The organism is Streptomyces sp. NPDC018947, assembly GCF_044390505.1.
GTDB lineage: Bacteria > Actinomycetota > Actinomycetes > Streptomycetales > Streptomycetaceae > Streptomyces.
In genome coordinates, this window is the sequence record NZ_JBIRZD010000003.1 from 68,798 (window position 1) to 90,825 (window position 22,028).

The 22,028-nt window shown below is 74.1% G+C and carries 16 protein-coding genes; 12 read left to right on the forward strand and 4 right to left on the reverse strand.

Translation table 11 applies throughout. The features are described from left to right. The first annotated feature begins 4 nt into the window (after positions 1-4). Together ACH499_RS08395 and ACH499_RS08400 are read left to right on the forward strand one after the other, a co-directional pair. The gene (locus tag ACH499_RS08395) at positions 5-1,027 is read left to right on the forward strand and encodes a TIGR03842 family LLM class F420-dependent oxidoreductase (RefSeq protein ID WP_356202048.1); all 1,023 of its coding nucleotides are present in this window, start codon (positions 5-7) and stop codon (positions 1,025-1,027) included. Between the two features lie 114 nt (positions 1,028-1,141). Next, positions 1,142-2,668 carry an NCS1 family nucleobase:cation symporter-1 gene (locus ACH499_RS08400; protein ID WP_399014362.1) on the forward strand — a complete coding sequence of 509 codons (1,527 nt, stop codon included), beginning with the start codon at positions 1,142-1,144 and terminating at the stop codon, positions 2,666-2,668. Between the two features lie 22 nt (positions 2,669-2,690). Here ACH499_RS08400 and ACH499_RS08405 read toward each other — a convergent pair whose 3' ends face one another. The 3 genes from ACH499_RS08405 to ACH499_RS08415 all read right to left on the reverse strand — a co-directional run bounded on the left by ACH499_RS08405 (position 2,691) and on the right by ACH499_RS08415 (position 9,492). Beyond that, the gene (locus ACH499_RS08405; protein WP_356202044.1) at positions 2,691-3,350 is read right to left on the reverse strand and encodes a hypothetical protein; all 660 of its coding nucleotides are present in this window, start codon (positions 3,348-3,350) and stop codon (positions 2,691-2,693) included. A gap of 208 nt (positions 3,351-3,558) precedes the next feature. Beyond that, entirely contained in the window at positions 3,559-5,001 is a 1,443-nt protein-coding gene (locus ACH499_RS08410; RefSeq protein ID WP_399014363.1) for a lipase family alpha/beta hydrolase, read from the reverse strand. A 63-nt stretch (positions 5,002-5,064) separates the two neighbouring features. Then, a complete protein-coding gene (locus ACH499_RS08415; RefSeq protein ID WP_399014364.1) occupies positions 5,065-9,492 on the reverse strand; it encodes an AAA family ATPase in 4,428 nt (1,475 codons plus the stop codon). A gap of 88 nt (positions 9,493-9,580) precedes the next feature. On the opposite strand from ACH499_RS08415, the gene ACH499_RS08420 reads away from it, so the two are divergent. After that, entirely contained in the window at positions 9,581-10,588 is a 1,008-nt protein-coding gene (locus ACH499_RS08420; RefSeq protein ID WP_399014366.1) for a translation initiation factor 2, read from the forward strand. A 60-nt stretch (positions 10,589-10,648) separates the two neighbouring features. On the opposite strand, the gene ACH499_RS08425 is transcribed toward ACH499_RS08420, so the two are convergent. Then, positions 10,649-11,713, reverse strand: coding sequence for a biotin/lipoate A/B protein ligase family protein (locus ACH499_RS08425; protein WP_356202037.1), 1,065 nt, complete (start codon positions 11,711-11,713; stop codon positions 10,649-10,651). A 202-nt stretch (positions 11,714-11,915) separates the two neighbouring features. Here ACH499_RS08425 and ACH499_RS08430 point away from each other — a divergent pair, with 202 nt between their 5' ends. The 9 genes from ACH499_RS08430 (at position 11,916) to ACH499_RS08470 (ending at position 21,976) form a co-directional block, all read left to right on the forward strand. Next, complete coding sequence (locus tag ACH499_RS08430) at positions 11,916-13,754, forward strand: gamma-glutamyltransferase family protein (protein WP_399014367.1); 1,839 nt, start codon at positions 11,916-11,918, stop codon at positions 13,752-13,754. An 85-nt stretch (positions 13,755-13,839) separates the two neighbouring features. Beyond that, entirely contained in the window at positions 13,840-14,688 is an 849-nt protein-coding gene (locus ACH499_RS08435; protein WP_399014368.1) for an inositol monophosphatase family protein, read from the forward strand. Between the two features lie 122 nt (positions 14,689-14,810). After that, positions 14,811-16,220 carry an NAD(P)/FAD-dependent oxidoreductase gene (locus ACH499_RS08440; protein WP_356202031.1) on the forward strand — a complete coding sequence of 470 codons (1,410 nt, stop codon included), beginning with the start codon at positions 14,811-14,813 and terminating at the stop codon, positions 16,218-16,220. Next, complete coding sequence (locus ACH499_RS08445) at positions 16,217-16,726, forward strand: O-acetyl-ADP-ribose deacetylase (RefSeq protein ID WP_399014369.1); 510 nt, start codon at positions 16,217-16,219, stop codon at positions 16,724-16,726. Before ACH499_RS08440 ends, ACH499_RS08445 begins: the two co-directional genes overlap by 4 nt. A gap of 114 nt (positions 16,727-16,840) precedes the next feature. Continuing rightward, complete coding sequence (locus ACH499_RS08450; RefSeq protein ID WP_399014370.1) at positions 16,841-18,430, forward strand: ABC transporter substrate-binding protein; 1,590 nt, start codon at positions 16,841-16,843, stop codon at positions 18,428-18,430. A 31-nt stretch (positions 18,431-18,461) separates the two neighbouring features. Next, the gene (locus ACH499_RS08455) at positions 18,462-19,430 is read left to right on the forward strand and encodes an ABC transporter permease (RefSeq protein ID WP_399014732.1); all 969 of its coding nucleotides are present in this window, start codon (positions 18,462-18,464) and stop codon (positions 19,428-19,430) included. Between the two features lie 5 nt (positions 19,431-19,435). Then, the gene (locus ACH499_RS08460; protein WP_356202022.1) at positions 19,436-20,332 is read left to right on the forward strand and encodes an ABC transporter permease; all 897 of its coding nucleotides are present in this window, start codon (positions 19,436-19,438) and stop codon (positions 20,330-20,332) included. Further along, a complete protein-coding gene (locus ACH499_RS08465; RefSeq protein ID WP_356202021.1) occupies positions 20,329-21,312 on the forward strand; it encodes an ABC transporter ATP-binding protein in 984 nt (327 codons plus the stop codon). The genes ACH499_RS08460 and ACH499_RS08465 overlap by 4 nt, the downstream gene beginning before the upstream one ends. Continuing rightward, complete coding sequence (locus ACH499_RS08470; protein ID WP_399014372.1) at positions 21,305-21,976, forward strand: ABC transporter ATP-binding protein; 672 nt, start codon at positions 21,305-21,307, stop codon at positions 21,974-21,976. The genes ACH499_RS08465 and ACH499_RS08470 overlap by 8 nt, the downstream gene beginning before the upstream one ends. Positions 21,977-22,028 lie beyond the last annotated feature (52 nt).

Sequence of the window (22,028 nt, forward strand, 5' to 3'; positions counted from 1 at the left end):
GCCCATGGACTTCGGACTCGTCCTCCAGACCGACCCGCCCGCCTCCCGTGTCGTCGGCCTGATGCAGCGCGCCGAGCGCAACGGGTTCACGTACGGCTGGACCTTCGACTCCGCCGTGCTGTGGCAGGAGCCGTTCGTGATCTACAGCCAGGTCCTGGCCAACACCACGAAGCTGAAGGTCGGCCCGATGGTCACCAACCCGGGCACCCGCACCTGGGAGGTGACCGCCTCCACCTTCGCCACCCTCAACGACATGTTCGGCAACCGCACCGTCTGCGGCATCGGCCGCGGTGACTCCGCGATGCGCGTCGCCGGACGCAAGCCCAACACCCTGGCCCGCATCAGCGACGCGATGAAGGTCATCAGGGCGCTCGGCCGGGGCCAGGAGGCCGACCTCGGCGGCGGGACCGTCGTCAGGTTCCCCTGGATCAAGCCGGGCGCCGAACTCCCCGTGTGGATGGCCGCCTACGGGCCCAAGGCACTGAAGATGGCCGGCGAGGAGGCCGACGGGTTCATCCTCCAGCTCGCCGACCTGTACCTCACCGAGTACATGGTCAAGGCCGTCAAGGACGCGGCGGCCGCGGCCGGCCGCGACCCGTCCGACGTGACGGTCTGCGTCGCCGCACCGGCCTACGTCACCGCCGACGACTCGCCCGAGGCGCTCGCCCACGCCCGTGAACAGTGCCGCTGGTTCGGCGGGATGGTCGGCAACCACGTCGCCGACCTGGTCGCCAAGTACGGCGAGCACTCCGCCGCCGTCCCCGACGAACTCACCGACTACATCAAGGCCCGCCAGGGCTACGACTACGCCCACCACGGGCGCAGCGGCAATCCGGACACCCAGTTCGTGCCCGACGAGATCGTCGACCGGTTCTGCCTGATCGGGCCGGCCGACAGGCACATCGAGAAGCTGACCGCCCTGCGCGCCCTCGGCGTGGACCAGTTCGCCGTCTACGACATGCACGACGCGCAGGAAGCCGTGATCGACGCCTACGGCACGACGGTCATCCCGGCCGTCAACGGCTGACGACCCCCAGTACGCCCCCTGTCCCCGCGGGGCAGGGGGCCGGGGCGCACCCGCGCACCCCCCTCGGCACCGCCCGCACGGCCTCTCCCGACCCCTCGCACGATTGGCCTGCCCATGACCGACACCGCGCCCACGGCCATACCGCCGTCCGCCCAAGTCACCCTCCCCGACGGGCGCGTGGAGCTCGCCCCGGGCTCCCCGCCGCCGAGCGGCCCCTACGCCAACGAGGACCTGCTGCCCGTCCCCGTCGAGGGGCGCACCTGGACCACGTACAACTTCTCCGCCCTGTGGGTCGGCATGGCCCACAACACGGCCTCCTGGACCCTCGCCTCCGGTCTGATCGCCGTCGGCATGGACTGGAAGCAGGCGGTGTTCACCATCGCCCTGGCCAACCTGATCGTCCTCGTCCCGATGCTGCTCACCGGGCACGCGGGACCCAAGTACGGCATCCCCTTCCCGGTCTTCGCCCGCGCCTCCTTCGGCATCCGCGGCGCCAACCTGCCCGCCGTCGTGAGGGCGTTGGTGGCGTGCGGCTGGTTCGGCATCCAGACCTGGATCGGCGGCGAGGCCATCTACTTCCTGGCCGGCAAGCTGATCGGCGACGGCTGGACGGGCGCGGCGGCCTTCGGCGGCCACCCGTGGACGATGTGGCTGTCCTTCGGGATCTTCTGGGCGATCCAGGTCGCCGTGATCCTCCGCGGCATGGAGACCATCCGCCGGTTCGAGAACTGGGCGGCGCCCTTCGTCCTTGTCGGCGCGTTCGTCATGCTGTGGTGGATGACCGACAAGGCGGGCGGCTTCGGCCCGCTGTTCGACCAGCCGTCCCGGCTGGGCTGGGGCGGCGACTTCTGGAAGCTGTTCTGGCCCTCCCTCATGGGCATGATCGGCTTCTGGTCCACGCTGTCCCTGAACATCCCCGACTTCACCCGCTACGGCCGCAGCCAGAAGGCCCAGACCCGCGGCCAGGCGCTCGGCCTGCCGACCACCATGACGCTGTTCGCCTTCCTGTCGGTGATGGTGACCTCCGGCTCGCAGGCGGTCTACGGTGAGCCGATCTGGGACCCGGTGAAGCTCGCCGCGAAGACGGACAACGTGGTCGGACTGCTCTTCGCCCTCGTCACCGTCCTCGTGGCGACGCTGTCCGTGAACATCGCGGCCAACCTGGTCTCACCGGCCTTCGACTTCTCCAACGTCGCGCCGCGCAGGGTGAGTTTCCGCACCGGGGCGCTGATCACCTGCGTCCTCGCGGTGCTCATCTTCCCGTGGAAGCTGTACTCCGATCCGCAGGGCTACATCTTCACCTGGCTCGGCCTGGTCGGCGGGCTGCTCGGCACGGTCGCCGGCATCCTCATCGCCGACTACTGGATCCTGCGCCGCGCCCGGCTCGACCTCGTCGACCTGTACCGCACGGGCGGACGCTACTGGTACACGCGCGGCTGGAACTGGCGGGCGGTCCTCGCCTTCCTGGCCGGCGGTGTGCTGGCCGTCGGCGGCGCGGACTTCGACCCGCTGGTCGACGGCCGGCCCGTCCCGTTCCTCGAGCCGCTGGCCGACTACGGCTGGGCGGTGGGCCTGGGCACGTCGATGCTGCTGTACCTGCTGCTGATGCTGCCCGGCGCCCGGCGCGGGGCGGCCCGCTGAGGCCGGGGGCGGGGGAGGGCGGTCAGCCCGCGTCCCCGAGGGCGGCCACCGCCTCCTTGGCCGCCTTGATGGCCCCCTTGTTGATCTCCTCCGTACCGGGGGCCTTGCGGGACTCGAAGTCGCTGCCGTTGTACGTGATCATCACCAGGGCGTTGGCCGCGCGGACCACCACGGTGCCCTCACGGGTCTGCTGCTTGTCCTCGGTGGTGAGGTTCACGACGGAGTACGCGGTGTCGCCGAGCCCCGGCACGTCGCCGCCGCCGCTGCGGTCGGCGACCCGCTCCCGGTACGACTTCTGCGCCGCCTCGTCCGAGGCCATCACCTCGTACGAGACGTCCAGCCAGCGGTAGTCGTAGCCCTTGAGCGCGTTCCACGAGCAGGTGCGGCGCACCTTCTTGTCGGTCGAGGGGATCTCCTTGCCCGCTGCCTCGGCCCCCGGCACCAGCGAGCCGACCGTCTTCTCGGCGAGGCTCTCGCAGGGCGCCGGGGCGGAGGCGTACGTCTTCGTCACGGCCTGTGTCGCCGGGGCCGAGGCGGACGGGGCCCCGCCGTCGGGCGGCGTCCTGTCCTCGGCGGCCGACGGGGTGTCCGGCCCGGACGACAGCACCCAGCCCGCCGTGGCGAGCACGGCGACCGGGGCCAGGCGCGCGGTCAGGGCGAGCGGCAGGGGAAGAGAACGCACGGCGCACTTCTCGTGGGGGACGGTGCGGAAGGGGTCCGCACTGCGGACGGTACGCCAGTGTCACACGAGTGCTCCCGGGGCGGAAGTGCGAACTCGCTGCGTGCCCGGGCGGTGACGCAGACGGACCGCTTGCTCGCGGCGCCCGGCGGTCCCGGCGCTCCCCGGGCGGCGTGCGCCGGGCGACCCGTCCGCGCCCCGTTCGGCGGGTTCACATCTCCCCGACGGTGACGACCTCGTGGCAGACCGTGTAGGGGCGGTCCGCCTCGACCCGCAGGACCCAGGTGCCCTCGGACGCCGTCAGCTCGGCGGTCGCGCCTCCCGTCCCGTCCGGCACCAGCGTCACCGGCTTGGCCTCCGTGACCGGCCGGCCGGCGGGGGCCAGTCGGGCCCGCAGCGTCCTGCCGGTGACCGTCGGACCGGTCGCCCGGACGGAGAACGGCTCACCGGCGAAGGCGAGTTCGGGCACCTCCAGGCCGAACGCGGCGTCCCCCGACAGCATCTGGCGTGTGGGCCGGCTGTGCCGGATCGCGCCGAGCTGGTGGCGCAGGGACTCGGCACCGGCCATGCCGGCGTGGCGTTCACCGTTCCACAGGGCGTCGTCCTCGCGCTCCAGCGCCCACGCGGCCATGGCCGAACCGCTGGGGACCGTGCCGTCCCCGCTCCACTCCTGGTCGTTGTCGAAGCGCGTCGGGAAGCGCAGCGTCCCGTCGACACCGACCTCGACACCGTGCACGGTGGGGTGCGCCCGCCCGGCGAAGCAGTGCACCCGGTAGGGCGGCGTCGCCAGACCGGCCTGGTTGCGTTCCCAGGCGCTGTCGATGTCCTCGTGGAACGCGAAGGCCTCCTCCACCAGCTCCGTGGGAAGGTCCGGTACGGGCACGCGGGTCAGCAGCCGCCGCTTGTCGCCGTCCTCCCGCAGCACCGCCGCGTAGCGGGGCAGCAACTGGGCGACGGACGGGAAGGACCGCGCGAGCAGGGCCAGCCGCTCGTTGACGGACAGGACGCGCTCCAGCGCCCGGGTGGCGACGTTCCCCGGCTCCACGGCGTGGCCGGTGAGCACCCGCACCGCCTTGGCGGCCCCCCGGAACGGGGTGCCCAGCGTCACCAGGGCCCGGGTGTCCTCACGTCCGCCGAGGCACTCGAGGTAGTAGCGGGCGACCAGCCCACCCATGGAGTGGCACATCAGGATCAGCCGGGGCGGATCGTCGTGCGCCTCCGGGTACACCGCGGGAGCCAGCTCCCGCCACCGCGCCAGGGCGGTGCCGACGCGCGCCGCCAGACGCCGCGCGGTCAGGCGGTTCGACAGCCGCCAGTCGTAGGGGAACACCAGGTACTGCCCGGGGTGCGGCTCCTGCCCCTCCCGGTCGGTGTCGCTCCAGCCGAGGGCGGCCCGGACATCGGGGTATCCCAGGCAGGACAGGAACCCCGGGAACGCCCGGGGGCTCTTGAGCAGGTGATCGGCGTCCAGGGCCCAGGGCCCCTCCGGTGCCTCGTCGCCGATGCCCGGCGGGAGCACGAGACCCTCCACGGCCCGGCCCGGGTTCCGCAGGCTCAGCAGGGCACGCGCGGACTGGTTCCACACGTCCTCGCCGTCGCGGGTCAGGCGGCTGCCGAGGATGCCCGGCACGAAGACGACCAGGTCGTGTCTCATGAGGTGGTTCTCGCTCTCTTCCGTTCGGCGGACGACGCCCGCCTGCCCTCTTCCCGCCCCAGGTCAGACGGGCCGCCGGGCGACCGTGAGCCGGTCCTGGGGAATCCTCACCTGGTCGCAGCGGTCGCGGCCCTGCACGAACAGCGTCAGACCCTGCGCACCCCGCACCGCGTTCGCCGAGTGCACCTCCGCACCGCGGCACGGGACGGTCAGCTCCTCGAGCCAGGTGTCCTGGACGACGTCCCGCACGGCGAGGGTCACCGCCCCGCCGAAGGCCAGCAGCAGCGGCTGCCGGGTGGTGCCGGCGAAGACGAGCGCGGCCGGCGGGCCGTGTTCCCCGGAGAGCCGGCGGGCCCACCACTCGCCCTCGTCGTACTCGGCCAGGTGCGCGGCGCCCGCCTCCCGCCAGGCGACGAGCGGCACCCAGCCGTCGTCGTACCGGGCCGTCAGGGCGATGCCCACCCGCTGGTCGGGTGCGGCGGCGCGCTGCCCCACGCGGCGGAACCCGTTCCCGGTGCTCTGCCACAGCGCGAGCGTGTCCCCGCAGTCGGCGACGACCCAGGTCCGCCCGGCCACCGTGTGCGCCGCCACGTCGCACACCTTCACCTGCGCGGCCTCGATCGCGGCCTGCGCCGTCCACGAGGTGCCCGTGCGGCGGTACGGGACCACCCGCCGGTCGTCGGGGACGAACAGCAGGCACCCGTCCTTCGGCCCGTCCACCAGCGCGAGCGCGGGAACCACCTCGTTGACGTCGCCGCCGAGGTCGACCGGGTCGTCCTCGCGGTGTTCCGCGAGGTCCTCCCGCAGCCGCCACACCCGGACCCGGCGCCCCGCCGCGGCGGCCACGATCCACTCGCCGTCGTGCCACAGCGCGGCCACCGACGTGACCCGTCGTCCGCAGGAGAAGCCGACGCCGGAGCCGGTCCGCCCGCCCACGGGGCTGTGCAGGCCGACCAGCACCCGCTCGCCGGCCGCCCGCACCAGCGCGCACGTTCCCGCGGGTGCCTCGGCCACGGCGATCCGCGCCCACGACTCACCGCCGCCGGGCCGGGCCGCGGAGCCGGCCCCGGTCAGCGCGACGGTGTCGACCACCCTGACCTCGTCACCGTCCCCGACGGCCAGCCGGCCGCTGCCACCGGGGTCGAACATCAGGCCGCCGCGCGGGGCCGCCAGCCGCAGCACCGCGTCGACCGTGTCGCCGACGACGCCGCGCACCCGTACCCGGGAACCCTCGTGCAGCGCGAGCAGCGGCGTGCCACCGTGTCCGCCGAGCGCGATCTCCCGCGCCGGGGAGGCCACCCGCAGCACGGGGACGACGTCCGGGGGCCCGTACCCCTCCGCGGAGACCCGCCACACGACGACGGCGTCCTCCTCGGCGCCCGCTTCGGCCACCGCGACGTACCCGTGGTCGGCGTCCTCGGCGAGAGCCGCGACGGCGGCGTAGCGCGCGTCCGGCACGCTGTGGAACTCCCAGTCGCCCCGCACCAGGGGCCGGTCACCGTAGAGCTTGCCGTGCAGTTCGTGCAGGACCAGCGAACCGGCGGCGGTGAGCAGGAAGCAGCGGTGGCGCAGGCTCAGCAGCGCCACCCGGTCGGTCGGCACCGGCAGCACGTCGTGGTGCACGTCCCGTTCGCCGGGCGCCACCCCGGACGCCACGGGCCAGCGCCACGCCCATACGCGCCGGCCGTCCGCCGCCACGATCTGGACGCCGTCGCCGCAGGGCGCGGCGTCCAGATCACCGATGCGGCCGCCCCAGCCGTACGTCCGCAGCGGCCGTCGCTCCTCGCCCCACCACAGGTGCAGCGACCTGCCGTCGTGCGAGACGGTGACGCGTTCGCCCCGCCGGGTCGCCTCGCGGACCTCGGTGAAGACCGCGTCGTCCCGCTCCGGCCCGTCGAGGGCCCGCCGGGTGTGGACGTAGGCGCCCGTCTCCGCGTGCCGGGTGACGATCTCGCCGCGGCCGGCGATCGAGATCCTCCCGCCCCCGGTCCGGCTCCACTCCAGGGCCAGGGCGCCGCCGGGCGGGGCGGGCAGTCTCACCTCGACCGGCTGCGGAGGCGCGTCGGTCCACACCTCCCGCCACACGCGATCGGCGAAGCCCGGCAGGCGGTCGAGCATCTCGTGGACGCCGGGGTGACCGGCGAACGCCTCGGCGCAGAGCAGCGCCCGGCGCTCGCGCGCCGACGTGTGGACCCGGAAGGCGGCGCCGACCCGCCGGTACAGGGCCGCCCCGTCGCAGGCGCCGGCCGGCTGCCCGGTCAGCGGCAGCATCACGTCCGGTTCCGTGTGGACCAGGAATTCCGGGTCCAGGAACAACTGCTCCAGGGGGTGCTGCTCGTCCGGCGGGTCGTCGGGGCCCACCGGGACCTGTGCGGCGTGCGCGCCCAGGTACGTCCTCGTGTACTCGTGCGCCCGTTCCCAGTCGCCGCCGGGCCGGTGCAGAGCCTCGAAGACCCGGCGGTGCGCGGCTCCCTCGCCCAGCCGGGCGCGCTCCAGCAGGGCGGCGCCGTAACTGGCGTGGTCGAGACGGTGCAGCGGGGGCAGGCCCGGCCGGCGTTCGGTGGTGATCAGTACGCCCTTGAGCCCGCGGAGCATCGTGTCCAGCATCCGGCGCGTGATCTCGGGAGAGCGCCTGCGGCGCAGCCTGTTGGCCAGCAGGAGCCACAGGTCGAGGTCGGCGAGGCCGGGGCCCTGGACCACGGCGAGGGGCAGCAGCAGTTCGGCGAAACGGCCGCTGTCGCCGGGGTCCAGGGCGTTCAGCTCGTCCGTCATGCGCTCGCGCAGCTCGCTGCCGCCGCGCCGGACGAACAGGCCGAGCGCCTCCGCGTCGAGCGGCTCGGGACGCCGGGCGAGTGCGCGGGCGACCAGGTGGGCGACGAGGAACCTGCGGCCCGAGCGCCGGGCCACCAGGGCGGCGGCCTCCTCCCGGAGCGTCTCGTTCTCCGGTCCCGCGTACGGGGAGCCGGGGGTGTCGGCGAGCAGCGAGGCCACCAGCGCGGCGATGTCCCGCTCGGTGTCGCGGTCGTGCTCGAGGTCCAGGACCGGGGACGACCGGTCCAGCGCGTCGAGCAGCGATTCGCGCGAGCCGCCGTCGACCGTCCGGCGCGGGTGGGCGCGCGTGCCGACGATCAGCTTGACGCCGGGGCGCCGGGACAGGGGGTTGAGCAGCCGGCGGGCGATCTCGTGGGCCTGGCCGGGCATGGCCTCGTCCAGCCCGTCCACCAGCAGCGTGACACCACCGACGCGCGGTACCAGGGAGCCGATGCGGTCCACGGCCTCCTGAGCGGTGACCACCGTCCCGTCGGGGACCTCGGCGCCCAGCGGCACCAGGGCCTGGAGCAGGGAGCGGGCCAGCGAGTGCAGGGACGCCCCGTGGCAGGAGACCGCGCCGTGGACCGAGCCGGGCCGGGGCACGGTCTGCGGCGGCGGAGGGGGATCCAGGGCCTGCTGCCGACGGCGTACGGACAGCAGCGCGAGCCGGGCCAGCAGCGCGGTCTTGCCGGTCCCGGCCGGGCCGGTGACGACCAGCATTCCCCGGCTCTGCGTGGCGGTCCAGGTCACGAGCCGGCCGAGGGGGCGGACCCGGCCGGAGAAGTGCTGAGGCCGCAGGGCGTCGTTGACCGGACCGAACCGGTCGGGGGTGACCCACGGTTCCTGCTCGGGGGGCAGGACGGCGGGGCGGTAGACGGCGTCGGTGGAGTCGTAGTGCGGGTTGTGCAGGAACCTGCGGCTCAGGGAGCGGACCTCGGCGAACGCGGGGCGCAGCGCGGCGTCCTCGTAACCGGCCGCGAGAGCGCGCCGGTCCAGGGCCTCCAGCAGGTCCGGCACCAGCAGGAACGGGGCCGTCGGCTCGAACGGGCGGACCGTGCCGTCCAGTTCGAGGTCCCGGTCGGCGAGGGTCTCCTGGAGCCAGTCCACCCACAGGCTCTCCTCCACCGGGCGGTCGGCGCCCGCGGTGGCCAGGACCACGAACCCGTCGGTCGTGTCCCCGGCGTCGCGGTGGCGCCGCAGCGCCTCGTGGAGCCAACGGGTCCCGTTCAGGGCGTGCTGCGACTCGCAGGCGTCCACGATCACGAGCAGCTCGGAGTTCCGCACGCCCGACAGGCGGTCCAGGAGACGGGTGAACGGCATGGCCCGGGCGGCGACCGGATGCGGCCGGCCGGGTTCGTAACTGCCGCGGCAGGCCAGTACGTAGGCGTCGTGCTCCGTGGCATGGCCGTGGCCGGTCCAGTACAGGATCTTCCGCTCGGCGTCGGCGGAGACGAACCGCCTCAGGCCTTCGTCCACGCTCTCCAGCGTGCCGTCGCCCTCCAGGTTCTCCACCCGGCCGAAGCCGAGCCGGTCGCACAGTTCCGCGAAGCGGGCGCGGGCCCGCAGGACGTGCTTGCGGTCGCGCAGTCCGCCGCGCTCGCCGTACTCGGCGATGGCCACCGTGCCGGCCAGCCCGGTCGACCGGAGCTCGTCCCGTCTGATCTCGAAGTCGGCAGACACCCCTGTCGTCCCTCCCGCCCCTATACTGATCGATCCCCGTGACGCATGTCACCGGATTGCTCAACACAACCTCGGAAAGGGCGGGTTGATGACCCTCAGGGACCGGTTCACCGTGGTCGGGCGGCAGACCGACTGCCATGTCTTCGAAGGTGACGGGACCCGTCCCGTCAGCGAGGGGAACATGCGGGTGAAGTACGTGCCCGAGCGGGTCGAACTGCCCGAGGAGGTGGGCGAGTGGCGGCGCGAGATCGAGGCGGAGGAGAACCGCAAGGAAGCCGCGGGGGAACCGCACCGCTGGAACAATCCGCGGTTCGCCGTGCGGCGGCTGGTCGTCTCCCGCACCCACACGAGCGAGGACCCGGTCGCCACCCTCACGCTGTGCGACGCCGACTACTACGACTTCCTCGCCACGTCGATCAACCTCGACCGGCGGCAGAAGAACGGCCTGACCCTGCGTCAGCAGTACCTGGAGGGCAAGGACCTCCTCGACGTGCCGCCGTTCATGTTCTGCAGTTTCGGCGTCAACGTCGCGGTCGAGACCGGCAAGGACCGCAAGATGCTGTTCTCCCGGCGCAGCGCCCGGGTCGCGGGTCCGAACAAGGCCAAGTGGAACTCCTCCGCCAACGAGGGACTGGCCCGCAACCACGACCTCTCGCCCGACGGGCGGGTCAGCCTGCACGCCGCCGCCCGCCGGGCGCTGCGGGAGGAGCTGGCCGTCCTGGAATCGGACGAGGTCGACCTCGAACTGCTCGGCTTCGGGCTCGACGTGCGCAACAACCAGTGGGCCGCGTTCTTCCGGGCGGTGCTCACCGACCTGTCCGAAGAGGACCTGCGGGTGCGCTGGAGCCGGGGCGTGGAGGACAAGTGGGAGCACGACGGCCACGCCTTCGTGGACGCGGACCCGGAGACGGTCCTGCGCTTCGTGCGCGACCAGCCGGAGGAGGTGTGGACGCCCTGCGCGCCCGCCCTCTTCTACCTCGCCCTGGTCCGCGGCGCGGTGCGCGCCCGCGGGGGCGACCCGGACGCGCGGTACGAGGTGGAGGCGAGCGAGCGCGCGGTGCTGGCGGCAAGCGGAGACGAGGAAGCCCTCGTGTGACGCGGGCGGCCCGGCCGGGCGGGGGTTCCTGAGCCTCGCCGGCCGGGCCGCCGCGGACGGTCACGGCACCCGGGCCGTCCACCGCGGCGCGGAGAACTTCGTGCGGGCCAGTTCCCGCGCGCGGTCCAGTTCGTCGTCGGTGACCTTGCCGCGGGTGAGACCGTAGCGGGCGTCGAAGGACGTGATCATGCGGTCGATCACGGCCTCGCGGGCCAGTCCGGTCTGGCGGCGCAGCGGGTCCACCCGCTTCTTCGCGCTCTTGATGCCCTTGTCGCTGAGCTTCTCGCGTCCGATGCGCAGCACCTCGAGCATCTTGTCGGCGTCGATGTCGTACGACATGGTCACGTGGTGCAGCACCGCGCCGGAGCCGCCGCCGTGTCCCACGATCCGCTTCTGGGCGGCGCCCGCGATCTTGCCCTGGTCGGTGGCGATGTCGTTCAGCGGCTGGTACCAGGCGCGGATGCCCATGTCCCCGAGGGCGCCGAGCACCCAGTCGTCGAGGTAGGCGTAGCTGTCCTGGAAGGACAGGCCCTGCACCAGCGCCTCCGGCACCGACAGCGAGTAGGTGATGGTGTTGCCGGGCTCGACGAACATGGCGCCGCCGCCGGAGATCCGCCGCACCACCTCGACGCCGTGGCGCTCGGCGGCGGCGGCGTCCACCTCGTTGCGCAGGGACTGGAAACTGCCGATGATCACCGCGGGGGCGCCCCACTCCCACACGCGCAGCGTCGGCGGCCGCCGGCCCGCGGCGACCTCGGCCGTCAGCACCTCGTCCAGGGCCATGTGCAGTGCGGGGGACTGCGGGCCTTCGTGGATGAGCTGCCAGTCGTAGTCCGTCCAGTCCGTGGCGTGCGCGAGGGCGCGGCGCACGGCGATCGCGACGCCCTCCGAGGTCAGCCCGTACATCACGGTGCCCTCGGGCAGGGCCGCGTCGATCCGCGCCGCCAGACCCGCCGCGTCGGTGTCGGCCGGGGCGCCCTCCAGCGCGCGGTTCACGGCGTCCAGCGCCTCGTCGGGCTCCAGGAAGAAGTCGCCGGCCACGCGCACGTGCCGCAGCGCACCGCCCTCGGCCTCCACGTCCACGACGACGAGCTTGCCGCCGGGAACCTTGTACTCACCGTGCACTGATCCGCCCTCCAATGCCTAGACATCACAGGCAACAGTCCCGCTCTCGCCTGTGTTCCCAAGGCGCACCGGTGGTATCGCCGCGCACCGCGGGTGTGCCGTCGCTGGTGCGTGCGGCCCGGGGCCGCCGTTCGCCGCCCGCACGGTCGGCCGCCCGTGCGAGCATGCGGTCGGCACAGACCCGCGGACATCGAGGTGACAGATGCAGTTCACCGCTCGACCCACCCTGCAGGGCACCTTCGGGATGGTGTCCTCCACCCACTGGCTCGCCTCGCAGTCGGCGATGGCGGTGCTGGAGGACGGGGGCAACGCCTTCGACGCCGCCGTGGCCGGCGCGTTCGTGCTGCACGTCGTCGAGCCGCACCTCAACGGGCCCGCCGGAGAGGTGCCGATCCTGCTCGCCCCGGCGGGCGGCGAGGTGCGCGTGCTCTGCGGGCAGGGCGTCGCACCGGCCGGCGCCGACGTCGCGCACTACCGGGGTCTCGGCCTCGCACTCGTCCCCGGCACCGGACCGCTCGCCGCCGCGGTGCCCGGCGCCTTCGACGCCTGGATGCTCCTGCTGCGCGACCACGGCACCAAGCCCCTGGCCGACGTGCTGAAGTACGCCGTCGGCTACGCCGAGCACGGGCACCCTCCCGTGGAGCGCGTCACACAGACCGTCGAGACCGTCCGGGAGCTGTTCGAGACCGAGTGGACCTCCTCGGCCGAGGTCTACCTGCCCGGCGGACGCCCGCCCCGCCCCGGTGAGCCCTTCCGCAACCCCGCCCTCGCCGCCACCTGGAGACGGCTGCTCGCCGAGGCGGCCGGAGCGGGCGGCCGGGAGGCGGAGATCGACGCGGCCCGCGAGGTCTGGCGCACCGGCTTCGTCGCCGAGGCGCTGGTACGCCAGGCCGGACGGCCCACCATGGACACCAGCGGCCGGCGCCACACCGGCGCCCTCACCGCCGCCGACCTCGCCGGCTGGTCCGCCGCCTACGAGGCCCCGGCGACGTACGACTGGAACGGCTGGACCGTGTGCAAGGCCGGTCCCTGGAGCCAGGGCCCCGTGCTGCTCCAGCAACTGGCGCTGCTCCCGCCCGAACTGCCCCGCCACGGCTCCGGCGACTACGTCCACCTGCTGATCGAGGGCTGCAAGCTGGCCATGGCCGACCGGGAGGCCTGGTACGGGGACGCCGCAGGCCCGGACGGCGTGCCGCTCGACGACCTGCTGTCACCCGGCTACAACGAGGCGCGGCGCGCGCTCGTGGGGGAGAAGGCGTCCTTCGACCTGCGCCCCGGTGCCCCGGGCGGGCGCACCCCACGGCTCAGCGCCCACGCGCGCGTGGCGGCCGTCGAGGGAGAGGGCCTCGACGCCCTCGGCGTCGGTGAGCCGACCGTCGCCAAGAGCCCGTCCTCCCCGGTGCCCGGCGAGCCGGACGTCGGCGCCGACGGCACCACCCGCGGCGACACCTGCCACCTGGACGTCGTGGACCGCTGGGGCAACATGGTCTCGGCCACGCCCAGCGGAGGCTGGCTCCAGTCCAACCCCGTGGTGCCCGAACTGGGCTTCCCGCTCGGCACCCGGCTGCAGATGACCTGGCTGGAGGAGGGCCTGCCGAACTCGCTCACCCCGGGCCGCCGCCCGCGCACCACCCTGACCCCCTCCCTCGCCCTGCGCGACGGCGCGCCCGTCATGGCGTTCGGCACGCCCGGCGGCGATCAGCAGGACCAGTGGCAACTGCACTTCTTCCTGGCGGTCGCGCTGCGCCCGCGCGTGCGCGGCGGGCTCGACCTGCAGGGCGCGATCGACGCCCCCAACTGGCACAACGACGGCTTCCCCGGCTCGTTCTTCCCGCGCGGCATGAGGGCGGGCAGCGTCACCGTGGAGTCGCGGATGCCCGCGGCGACCGTCCAGGAGCTGCGGCGCCGCGGGCACGACGTCACCGTGGGCGGTCCCTGGTCGGAGGGGCGGCTGTGCGCCGTCGCCCGGGACCCGGAGACGGGGGTGCTGTCCGCGGCGGCGAACCCGCGCGGAATGCAGGGGTACGCGGTGGGGCGCTGAGCGCGGAACCGCCTGTTCACGCGGATTCCACCGGAGGTCCACCACCCGGGCGGGGTGTGTCAGTGCCACGTGTTCTCATGGAGTAATGATCGAGGACAGCGAAACCATCGACGAGTTTCTGACCCGGCGTGCCGACGAGGTGGAAGAGGCCGTGCGCAAGGCGGCCGCCCAGGAGATCATGCCGCGCTGGCGCCGGCTCGCGGCACACGAGGTCGACCAGAAGTCCGGCCCGCACGACCTGGTGACGGACGCCGACCGCAAGGCCGAGCAGTTCCTCACCGAGGCCCTGGTGGCCCTGCTGCCCGGCTCGGTGGTCGTCGGCGAGGAGGCGGTGCACGCCAACCCGGCGTCGTACGAGGCGATACGCGGCGAGGCGCCGGTGTGGATCGTCGATCCCGTCGACGGCACACGGCAGTTCGTGCACGGCGACCCGGGCTTCTGCACCCTGGTCGCCCTCGCCCACCACGGAGTCCTGCGGGCCTCCTGGACCTACGCGCCCGCCCGCGACGAATGCGCCACGGCGATACGGGGCCGGGGCGCCTTCCTGGACGGCGGGCGGCTGTACGCCGGGCCGCCCGAGCCCGGGCGCGACCTGCGGGTCGCCACCTCCCATCCCGACTACACGACCGACGAGCAGAAGCGCTCCCTGCTCACCCTGCGCACCCCGGGGGTGGCGCCCCGTCCCTGCGGCTCGGCGGGCCTCGAGTACCTGGCCGTGGCGCGCGGCGACCTCGACGCCACCGCCTTCTCCTGGGAGGCGGCCTGGGACCACGCGGCGGGCATCCTGCTGGTGGAGGAGGCGGGCGGCGCCCATCTGACCCGCTCGGGGGAGCCCTTCCGGATCACGGGTGACAACGACCTCCCGTTCACCGCGGCCCGCGACGCGGCCACGGCCAGGCGGATCGCGGCACTGCTCGCGGGAGAGGCCGCCTGACCCGCGGGCGCTCGGCCGCCCCCCGTCCCGGACCCGCCCCCGAGCAGCGGCGCCGTCGGTGCCCCGGCCTATCCTGATCCCGAGTGGCCATCGGCTGACGAAGGAGTCCGAAGGTGCCGTCGATGCTCGATGCGGTCGTGGTGGGTGCGGGGCCGAACGGACTGACGGCTGCCGTCGAGCTGGCCCGCCGCGGATTCTCGGTCGCCCTCTTCGAAGCCCGGGACACCGTCGGCGGCGGTGCCCGCACCGAGGAGCTGACCCTCCCCGGCTTCCGGCACGACCCGTGCTCGGCCGCGCACCCGCTCGCCGTCAACTCACCCGCGTTCCGCGCCCTGCCCCTGGAGCGGTACGGCCTGCGGTGGCTGCACCCCGCCCTGCCCATGGCGCATCCGTTCCCCGACGGTTCGGCCGCCGTGCTGTCCCGCTCCGTCGGGGAGACCGCCGCCTCCTTCGGGCCGCGCGACGCGGGCGCCTACCGCAGACTGGTCGAGCCCTTCCTGCACCGCTGGGACACGCTGGCCCGCGACTTCATGTCCCTGCCGGCCACCGCCCTGCCCCGCGACCCGGTCACGCTCGCCCGGTTCGGCCTGGTCGGGCTGCCCCCGTCGACGTGGCTGATGCGCCGCTTCGCCGACGAGAAGGCGAGGACGCTCTTCGCGGGCCTCGTCGCGCACGTCATGGCCCCCCTCGGCGGCTTCGCGACCGGCGCCGTCGGCCTGGTCTTCGCCCTCGCCGCCCACGCCCGCGGCTGGCCCGTGGCCCGCGGCGGCTCCCAGGCCATCTCCGACGCCCTCGCCGCCCACCTCGCCGACCTCGGCGGCACGATCCACACCGACTACGAGGTCAAGCGCCTCGACGACCTGCCGCCGGCGCGCGCGTACGTCTTCGACACCTCGCCCACCGCCCTGGCCCGCATCGCCGGCCTCGGCAACCACTACGAGCGCTACCGCTACGGCCCCGGCGTCTTCAAGATCGACTACGCGCTGGACGGTCCGGTCCCGTGGACGGCCGAGGAGCCGCGCACCGCCGGCACCGTGCAGATCGGCGCCGACAGCGCGGAGATCGGCGCCGCCCTGCACGCCGCCTCCCGCACGGACCGCGCGCCCGACCGGCCCTTCCTCATCACCGTGCAGCCCGGTGTCGCCGACCCCACCCGCGCCCCGGCCGGCAAGCAGGTGTTCTGGGCGTACGGGCACGTCCCCAACGGGTGGACCGGCGACCTCACCGACGCCGTCGAACGCCAACTGGAGCGGTTCGCCCCCGGGTTCCGCGACCGCGTGCTCGCCCGCGCGACCGCCGGACCGCCCGAGATCGCCGCCCGCAACGCGAACTACGTCGGCGGCGACATCGCCTCCGGCGCGGTCTCCGGGCTCCAGCTCCTGCTGCGCCCCAAGCTGTCCCTGTTCCCGTACGCCACCCCGCACCCGGCCGTCTTCATCTGCTCGTCGGCCACCCCGCCGGGCCCCGGCGTGCACGGCATGTCCGGACACAACGCGGCCAAGGCCGTCTGGCGGAGACTGAGGCAGACATGACCACCCTCACCCTGGTCAAGGGAGACATCACCCGCGAGAGCGCCGACGCGATCGTCAACGCCGCCAACTCCTCCCTGCTCGGAGGAGGCGGCGTCGACGGCGCCATCCACCGGCGCGGCGGCCCCGCGATCCTGGCGGCCTGCCGCGAACTGCGCGCGGGACACCACGGCAAGGGCCTGCCCACCGGCCGGGCGGTCGCCACCACCGCGGGCGACCTGGACGCGCGCTGGGTGATCCACACGGTGGGCCCGGTCTGGTCGGCCACCGAGGACCGTTCCGGCCTCCTCGCCTCCTGCTACCGCGAGTCCCTGCGGGTCGCCGACGAACTCGGCGCCCGCACGGTGGCGTTCCCGGCCGTCTCCACCGGTGTCTACCGCTGGCCCGTGGACGACGCGGCCCGCATCGCGGTGGAGGCCGTACGCGCCAGGCCGACCGCCGTCGAAGAGGTGAGGTTCGTCCTGTTCGACGACCGGGCGTACGAGGCGTTCGCCGCACAGATCCGCTGAGCGTCCCGGACCCGCACGACGCCGTCTCCCCGAGGGTGCCTCCCCACCTGGCTTGACGCTTCTCTTGCGAATGATGTGCAATAACCGTGCATCGACAACAAGCGTGGGGGAGAGATGACGACCCGTCGGATACGAAGTGCCGCCGCGGTGGCCGCGTTCACCGCAGGCGTCACCGCCTGTTCCGCACCGGGCGGCGGAACGGGCGACGACGCCGGGGCGGCCGACTCCGTCGTGATCGCGGTGGCCTCCGAACCGGACACCCTCAGCCCGCTCCTCGGCTACGGCAAGGACGGCAACTCCAAGATCTTCGACGGGCTGCTCGCCCGCGACGCCGACCTGAAGCTGAAGCCCGCCCTGGCCGGCGCCCTGCCCGAGGTCGGCGACGGCGGACGGACGTACACCTTCCGACTGCGCGACGGCGTGAAGTTCAGCGACGGCGAGCCCCTCACGGCCGACGACGTGGTCTACACCTACCGCACCGTCCTGGACGCCCGGACCAACAACACCGCGCGCAGCGAACTGGACGCCGTCAAGGACGTCCGGGCCGACGGCGACGACACCGTCGTCTTCACCCTCAAGTACCCTTACGCGCCCTTCGCCGCGCGCACGGTGCTGCCCATCGTCCCCGAGCACGTCGCGGGCGGGCAGGACCCGAACACCGGCGAGTTCAACACCAGGCCCGTCGGCACCGGCCCGTACGTGCTCACCGACTGGCGCAAGGGCGAGAAGCTCACCTTCAAGGCCAACCCCCATTACTGGGGCGGCGAGCCCGCGGTGAAGTCCTTCACCATGGCGATCATCGCCGACGACGACGTACGCGCCACCCGGCTGCGCTCCGGCGACCTCGACGGCGCCGTGCTGCCGCCCAACCTCGCCGCCACCTTCGAGAACGACAAGGCCAAGCGCACCTACGAGGCGAAGTCCTACGACTTCCGCGCCGTCACCCTGCCCACCGCCCACAAGGTCACCGGCGACCGCGCGATCCGGCAGGCCCTCGACGCCGCCGTGGACCGCCGGGCCATGGTCGACAAGATCCTGGACGGCGCGGGCCGGCCGGCCTACGGGCCGCTGCCCGTGGACGACCCCTGGTACGCGCGCGACATCGAGCGCCCCCACGACCTCGCCGAGGCCCGGCGGATCCTGGACGAGGCCGGCTGGAAGACCGGCTCCGGCGGCATCCGCGCCAAGGGCGGACAGCGCGCCGCCTTCACCCTGTACTACCCCTCCGGCGACAAGGTGCGCCAGGACCACGCGCTCGCCTACGCCTCCGACGCCAAGAAGGCCGGCATCGACGTCGAGGTGGAGAGCGCCACCTGGGAGGTCATCGAACCGCGGATGGCGACCAGCGCCGTCCTCGCCGGCCTCGGCAGCGTCGGCGACCCGGACTTCGGTCTCTACACCCTGCTCCACTCCTCCCTCGCGGGCGACGGCTTCAACAACATGGCCGGATACGACAACCCGGCGGTGGACAAGGCCCTCGACACCGGCCGCCGCAGCCAGGACGCCAAGGCGCGCGGCGCCGCCTACGCGCAGATCCAGCGGGCGCTCGTCACCGACCCCGGCTACACCTTCCTCACCCACATCGACCACCTCTACGTGCTCGCCGACCGCTGGGACGGACTGACCACCCAGCTCGAGCCGCACGAGCACGGCTTCGCCAGCGGCCCGTGGTGGAACATCGAGGACTGGCGGCCGAAGAAGTGACCGCCGCATGAGCCCCGTGCCCTGGGGAGCGATGGCACGACTTGCGGGACGCCGGGCCCTGTTCGCCGTCCCCGTCGTCCTCGTCGTCACCTTCGGTGTCTTCGCGGTCGCCGCCGCCTCCCCCTTCGACCCCGTCAAGGCGTACGCCGGCACGGCCGCCCTCGGCGCCGACCAGGAGACCCTGGACCGGCTGCGGGACAACCTCGGCGTCGACCAGTCCTTCGTCGCGCGCTGGTGGCACTGGCTGACCTCCGCGGTCACGGGTGACTTCGGCGACTCCTCCGTGATGCGGCAGCCGGTGGCCGAGGTCATCGGTGAACGCCTCGGCTGGTCCGCGCTGCTGTGCGCCGTCGCGTTCACCGCCGCCGTCCTGGCGGGCACGCTGCTCGGCGTGCTCGCCGCCCGCCGCCCCGGTTCCCCGCTCGACCGGGCCGTCACCTCGCTCGCCTACTGCCTGGAGGCGGCGCCGGTCTTCTGGATCGCGCTCCTCGCCGTCTGGCTGTTCGCCCTCCAGTGGGACGTCCTGCCGGCCGGCGGTCTCACCGACACCGCCAGCGAACGGGTCACGGCGGGACAGGTCACGAGCCACCTCGTGCTGCCCGCGGGCGTGCTGGCCGTCTCCCAACTGCCCTGGTTCACCCTCTACGTGCGCCAGGGCGTCGGCGACGCGCTGGCCGAGGACCCGGTGCGCGGCGCCCGTGCCCGCGGCATCGGCGAGAGGACCGTCCTGCTCGGCCACGCGCTGCGCTCCGGACTGCTGCCGGTGCTCACCCTGATCGGCTCGCGCGTGCCCGAACTCATCACCGGAGCCCTGCTGGTGGAGACCGTCTTCAGCTGGCCCGGCATCGCCGCGGCCACCGTCGAGGCGGCCACCGCCGTCGACTTCCCGCTGCTGGCGGCCCTGACCACGCTCGCCACCGCCGCCGTCCTCGCCGGAAACCTGCTCGCGGACCTGCTCTACGGACTGTTCGACCCGAGGGTGAAGCTCGATGAGATGTGACCTCCATGGCTGACACCGCCACCCACAAGACGGAGCGGCCCCCCGCCGTGTGGCGCTCCCACGGCACCGCCCGCCGCTCCACCCGGACCCTGCGCCTGCGCACCTCGGCCGCGATCCTCACCGTGACCGTCCTCGCCGTGCTGCTGGTGCCGCCGCTGGTCCAGCTCGACCAGCAGGCCGTCGACCTGGCCGCCAAACTGCGGCCGCCGAGCCGGGAGCACCCCTTCGGTACCGACGACGTGGGCCGCGACCTGCTGCTGCGCTGCGTGTACGGACTGCGCGTCTCCCTGCTGGTCGGGGTGGCCGCGGCGCTGACGGCGACCGTCGTCGGCACCGCCGTGGGAGCCGCCGCCGGGGCGCTGGGAGGCTGGGCCGACCGGCTCGTCATGCGCGTGGTCGACGCGCTCTCCTCCGTGCCGCACCTGCTGCTCGGCATCTTCGTCGTCGCCATGTTCCGGCCGGGCGTGTGGCCGGTCGTGGTCTCGGTCGCGCTCACCCACTGGCTGTCGACCGCGCGCATCGTCCGCGCCGAGGTGCTGTCCCTGCGCTCGCGCCCGCACATCGACGCGGCGGTCTCCGGCGGCGCCTCCCGATGGCGGGTGGCCGTACGGCACCTGCTGCCCGGCGTGCTGCCGCAGGCCGCGCTGGCCGCCGTGCTGATGGTGCCGCACGCCATGTGGCACGAGTCGGCGCTGTCCTTCCTCGGGCTCGGGCTGCCCACCCACACCGCCAGCCTCGGCAACCTCATCCAGGGCGCCCGGGGTTCGCTGCTCGCCGGACAGTGGTGGCCGACCCTCTTCCCCGGCCTGTTCCTCATCGTCCCCACCCTCGCCGTGGCCGGCCTCGCCGGAGCCTGGCGGGAGCGGATCAACCCCCGGCGCCGATCGGAGCTGATGCTGTGAGCGACCGAGCCCCCGTCCTGTCGGTACGCGGACTGTCGGTGCGCTTCCTCATGCCGGGCGGGCGGCGCGTCGCCGCCGTCACCGACGCGGACTTCGACGTGGCGCCCGGCGAGTGCCTCGCGCTGATCGGCGAGAGCGGCTGCGGCAAGTCCGTGCTCGCCTCGGCGCTCCTCGGCCTGCTCCCGGGCAACGCGCAGACCGCAGGCAGCGCGCTGCTCGGCGACCTCGACCTGCTCGCCGCCGACGAACGGACCCTCGCCCGCACCGTGCGGGGCCGGCTGATCGGCCTCGTCCCGCAGAGCCCCGCCGCGCACCTCACCCCGGTGCGCACCGTCCGCTCGCAACTGGAGGAGACGGTCGCCCAGCTCACGCCGGTCCGGGGCCGCGCGGCGCTGCGCGCCGCCGCCGAGGCCGCCGCCGAACGCGCCGCCTTCCCCGCAGGTCACCTCGACCACCACCCGCACGAACTCTCCGGCGGTCTCGCCCAGCGCGCCGCCACCGCCCTAGCCCTCGTCGGCGAGGCCCCGCTGCTGCTCGCCGACGAGCCGACCACCGGACTCGACCGCGACCTGGTGGACCGCACCGTCGACGAGCTGCGGCGGCATGTCGACCACGGGGAGGACGGCGACCGGGCGCTGCTGATGATCACGCACGACCTCACGGCGGCCGAACGCATCGCCGACCGGATCGCCGTCATGTACGCCGGCCGCATCGTCGAACTCGCCGACGCCGCCGCCTTCTTCGGCACCCCCGGCCCCCGCCACCCCTACAGCCGGGGCCTGCTCGAAGCGCTGCCCGACCGGTCCTTCACCCCGATACCCGGGCTGCCGCCCGAACTCGGCGACCTCCCCGGCGGCTGCGCCTTCGCCGCCCGCTGCGACCGGGCGACCGACGTCTGCGCCACCCTCCCGGCGCTCACCGCGACCGTCGCCTGCCACCACCCGCACGCCGCCCTGACGGAGGCCGCCGACCGTGCTTGAACTGCGCGCCGTGACCGCCGGATACGCCGGCCAGGCACCCGTCGTCCGCGACGTCTCCCTGACGATCCGGCCGGGGGAGGCCGTCGGGCTGCTCGGCCCCAGCGGCTGCGGCAAGTCCACCCTCGCCCGCGTCGCGGCCCTGCTGCACCGCCCCGACTCCGGCACCCTGCTGCTCGACGGCGAACCGGTGCGCCGCTGGCGCCACCGGGCACCCCGTGCGCAGCGCACCGCCTTCGGCGTCGTCTTCCAGCAGGCCCGGCTCTCCGCAGATCCCCGGATGCGGCTCGCCGACCTGATCGCCGAGCCGCTGCGCGCCACCGGCCGCCGCGAGGAGGTCCCCGGGCGGGTCGCCGAACTGTCCGCCACCGTGGGCCTGACCGCGGATCTGCTCGGGCGGCGCCCCCACGAGGTCAGCGACGGCCAGTTGCAGCGGGCCTGCCTCGCCCGCGCCCTCGTCCTGCGCCCGCGCTGGCTGGTCTGCGACGAGATGACCGCGATGCTCGACGCGTCCACCACCGCCGCGCTCGTCGCCGTGGTAGAGGAGTACAGGGCCGCGACCGGCGCCGGGCTGCTGGCCGTCGGTCACGACCGCACGCTTCTCGACCGCTGGTGCGACCGGACCGTCCAGTGGGACGGCCTGCGACCCGCCCAGCTCGACATGTAACGGTCAAGCGCGGTCCACGGGCCGAGCGGCGGGGGTTCATCCGGCCCCCGTT